The organism is Terrabacter sp. Ter38 (assembly GCF_024519435.1).
Lineage (GTDB): Bacteria > Actinomycetota > Actinomycetes > Actinomycetales > Dermatophilaceae > Terrabacter.
Window position 1 is genome coordinate 1 of the sequence record NZ_JALJRZ010000048.1, and the last position, 325, is coordinate 325.

Below are 325 nucleotides of genomic sequence, written 5' to 3' on the forward strand. Positions count from 1 at the left end.
ATTTCTCCCGGCTGCTTTTTCTTTCTTTTTCCTCCTTCCCTCCCTCTCCCTTCTCCCCCTCTTTCTCCTCTTCCTCTTCTTCTCCCCTTCCGCCTTCCTCTTCTCTTTTTCTCTCCTCTCTTCCTCCTCCCTCCCTCTCTCCTCTTCTCCTTCCCTTCTCCTCTTCTTCTCTCTTCTTCTCCTTCTCCTCCTTCCCCTCCTCTCCCCCTCCCTCCCTCCTTTCCCCCCTTTCCCTCCTCCCTCCCTCTCTCTTTCCTTCCCCTCCTTCCTCTCCTCCTCCTCCCCCTTCTTCTCTTCTCTTTCCCTCCTCCCTTCCTTCTTTCTT

Annotated in this window: 1 protein-coding gene; it reads right to left on the reverse strand. The window is 54.8% G+C overall.

Annotated elements, in window-relative coordinates:
* Positions 1-325, reverse strand: a 325-nt coding sequence (locus NR112_RS23345; RefSeq protein WP_256796481.1) for a hypothetical protein, incomplete at both ends; no start/stop codon positions are given.